This window comes from Streptomyces sp. NPDC093018 (assembly GCF_040684035.1).
Lineage (GTDB): Bacteria > Actinomycetota > Actinomycetes > Streptomycetales > Streptomycetaceae > Streptomyces > Streptomyces murinus.
This window is the reverse complement of record NZ_JBFBFF010000042.1, coordinates 1-3,234: the sequence shown is the minus strand read 5'-3', so window position 1 is coordinate 3,234 and position 3,234 is coordinate 1. Positions and strand designations below refer to the sequence as shown.

Below are 3,234 nucleotides of genomic sequence, written 5' to 3'. Positions count from 1 at the left end.
CTCCAGCTGGTGCCCAAAGCCGAGGCCGGGCAGTCCATGAAGGACTTCAAGTCGGACCAGGAAGTGCGCTGGTGCCCCGGCTGCGGCGACTACGCGATCCTCGCCGCCGTCCAGGGCTTCATGCCGGAACTCGGGCTGGCCAGGGAGAACATCGTCTTCGTCTCCGGGATCGGCTGCTCCTCCCGCTTCCCGTACTACATGAACACCTACGGGATGCACTCCATCCACGGCCGCGCCCCGGCCATCGCCACCGGCCTCGCCACCAGCAGACGCGACCTCAGCGTATGGGTCGTCACCGGCGACGGCGACGCACTCTCCATCGGCGGCAACCACCTCATCCACGCCCTGCGCCGCAATGTGAACCTGAAGATCCTGCTGTTCAACAACCGGATCTACGGCCTGACCAAGGGCCAGTACTCGCCCACCTCCGAGGTCGGCAAGATCACCAAGTCGACCCCGATGGGCTCCCTCGACGCCCCCTTCAACCCCGTCTCGCTGGCGATCGGCGCGGAGGCGTCGTTCGTGGCCCGGACCATCGACTCCGACCGCAAACACCTCACCGAGGTCCTGCGCGCCGCCGCCGCACACCCGGGCACCGCACTCGTGGAGATCTACCAGAACTGCAACATCTTCAACGACGGCGCCTTCGCGGCCCTGAAGGACAAGGACCGGGCCGAGGAGGCCGTCATCCGGCTGGAGCACGGGCGGCCGATCCGCTTCGGCGCCGGGCTCGACAAGGCGGTCGTCCGCGATCCGGCCACCGGTGAGCTCGCGGTCGTCACCGACACCGACACCGACGAGAACGAGTCCCGTGTCCTCGTCCACGACGCCCACGCCGCCTCGCCCGCGACGGCCTTCGCCCTCTCCAGGCTCGCCGACCCCGACACCCTCCACCGGACCCCCATCGGCGTCTTCCGCTCGGTCGAACGCCCCGTCTACGACACGCTGATGGCCGACCAGCTCGACACGGCCCACGAACTGCACGGCAAGGGCGACCTCGCCGCGCTGCTCGCGGGCAACGACACCTGGACCGTGGCCGGCTGACCCCCGACGAAACGCTGACTCCGGAGACACCCATGGCATACGTCATCGCTCAACCCTGCGTGGACATCAAGGACAAGGCATGTCTGGAGGAGTGCCCGGTCGACTGCATCTACGAGGGCCCGCGCAAGCTGTACATCCAGCCGGACGAGTGCGTGGACTGCGGGGCCTGCGAGCCGGTCTGCCCCGTCGAGGCGGTCTTCTACGAGGACGATCTGCCGGAGGAGCTCAGCGCGTTCCGCACGGCGGACCGGGAGGTCTTCGACGGCCTGGGCCTTCCCGGCGGTGCGCGTGGTCATGCCCCGCTCGCCGCCGACCACGCGGTGGTGGACGCCGTTCCCGCACCGTCCACCACCTGATCCGATCGCCGCCGGTACCGCTACCGCCGTCCTCTTCGACCCTTCCGCCCCGCGCGCCTTTCACGGATCGAGTTCTCACCATGGCCAAGCCCTCAGTCCTCATAGCCGAAGAACTCTCGCCCGCCACGATCACCGCGCTCGGCCCGGACCTCGACGTCCGGCACTGCGACGGGACCGACCGGGCGGCACTGCTGGCCGCCGTCGCCGACGCGGACGCCCTGCTGGTGCGCAGCGCCACCAGGGTGGACGCCCAGGTGATCGACGCCGCGCGCCATCTCCGGGTCGTGGCACGGGCCGGCGTCGGCCTGGACAACATCGAGGTCCCGGCGGCCACCAAGGCCGGCGTCCTGGTCGTCAACGCCCCCCGGGCCAATGTGGTCAGCGCCGCCGAACTCGCCTGCGGACTGCTGCTGTCCACCGCCCGCACCATCCCGCAGGCCGACTTCTCACTCAAGAGCGGTGCGTGGGACCGCCGGAAGTACACCGGTGTGGAACTGGCGGACAAAACCCTGGGCGTCATCGGGCTCGGCCGCATCGGCAGCCTGGTGGCGCAGCGGATGTCCGCGTTCGGCATGCGGATCCTCGCCCATGACCCCTACGCCACGAAGGAGCGGTCCCTGCGCGCGGGCGCACGTCTCGTCCCGCTCGACGAACTGCTCCGGCAGGCCGACTTCGTCACCGTGCACCTGCCCAGGACACCGGAGACGGCCGGCTTCATCGGCGAGCGCGAGCTGGCCCTCGTCAAGAGTTCCGTGCGGATCGTCAACGCGTCGCGTGGCGGCATCGTGGACGAGGACGCGCTGGCCGCGGCGCTGAAGGACGGACGCGTCGCCGGAGCCGGGCTGGATGTGTTCGCGGTGGAGCCGTGCACCGCCTCCCCGCTGTTCTCACTGCACAACGTGGTGGTCACCCCGCACCTCGGCGCCTCCACCCACGAGGCGCAGGAGAGAGCCGGGACGGCCGTGGCCCACGCGGTGCGCCGGGTCCTTCAGGGGGAACTGGTGCCCGACGCGGTGAACGCCCCGGGCGGCCCCGTCGCCGACGAGGTCCATCCCTACCTGGCGCTCGCCGACGACCTCGGCCGCCTCTTCACGGAACTCGCGGGACGCCGGACGGTCACGCAACTGGAGGTCGAGGTCCGCGGCGAGGTGACCCGCCATGACGTGACGGTCCTGCGGGCCGGCGCGCTCAAAGGGGTCCTCGCCCGGCTCACCTCCACGCCGCTCTCGCTGGTGAACGCGGCGGAGCTCGCTCGCGAGACCGGTGTCTTCGTGCGCTTCGCGACCAGTTCCGAGAGCCCCGCCCACTGCAGCGCCCTCGCGATCCGCGGCGTACTGCCCGATGGCACGCCCCTGGCCGTGGCCGGCGCGCTGTCCGGTCGACAGCGCGTCCACAAGCTCGTGGAGGTCGGGGAGCACGAGATCGATCTGGGCCTGACGGGCCGCATGCTCTTCCTCTGGTACACCGATGAACCCGGGGCCATCGGCAAGGCCGGACAGATCCTCGGTGCCGCCCGCGTCAACATCGCCGATATGGCGGTCGCCCGGTCCGGCGGCAGGGCGATGGCGGCCATGTCCGTCGACAGCGACGTCCCGGAGTCCCTCGTGCACCGCCTCGTGGCCGCGCTCGACGAGGCGTCCGCGCGTTTTGTCCGCCTGACGACGTAGGGAACGCGCCCGTCGCACCCGTCCTCCCCCGCCCCGCACCCGGAGCGGGGGAGTACGCATGTCCCGGCGGGCCAGACGGTCGAGCAAGCCCTTGGAGTACTGGATGTTCAGGGCCTGTGTCCGCAGCATTGCATACTTGCGTGCCAGCCGAGACACCCTTTCTGGGT

At 70.5% G+C, this 3,234-nt stretch carries 3 protein-coding genes and 1 pseudogene; 3 read left to right on the top strand and 1 reads right to left on the bottom strand.

Translation table 11 applies throughout. The features are described 5' to 3' along the window. The first annotated feature begins 6 nt into the window (after window positions 1-6). From AB0N90_RS37550 to serA, 3 genes are all read left to right on the top strand, one after another. Window positions 7-1,044: a 2-oxoacid:ferredoxin oxidoreductase subunit beta gene (locus tag AB0N90_RS37550; RefSeq protein WP_365203973.1), complete on the top strand. Its 1,038-nt coding sequence runs from the start codon at window positions 7-9 to the stop codon at window positions 1,042-1,044. Window positions 1,045-1,076: 32 nt separating this feature from the next. Continuing rightward, window positions 1,077-1,400 carry a ferredoxin gene (gene fdxA, locus AB0N90_RS37545; protein WP_086810390.1) on the top strand — a complete coding sequence of 108 codons (324 nt, stop codon included), beginning with the start codon at window positions 1,077-1,079 and terminating at the stop codon, window positions 1,398-1,400. A gap of 80 nt (window positions 1,401-1,480) precedes the next feature. Next, window positions 1,481-3,067 carry a phosphoglycerate dehydrogenase gene (gene serA / locus AB0N90_RS37540; RefSeq protein WP_365203970.1) on the top strand — a complete coding sequence of 529 codons (1,587 nt, stop codon included), beginning with the start codon at window positions 1,481-1,483 and terminating at the stop codon, window positions 3,065-3,067. A 72-nt stretch (window positions 3,068-3,139) separates the two neighbouring features. Here the strand turns inward: serA and AB0N90_RS37535 are convergent. Further along, window positions 3,140-3,234, bottom strand: a pseudogene (locus AB0N90_RS37535) (transcriptional regulator); the annotation flags it as partial.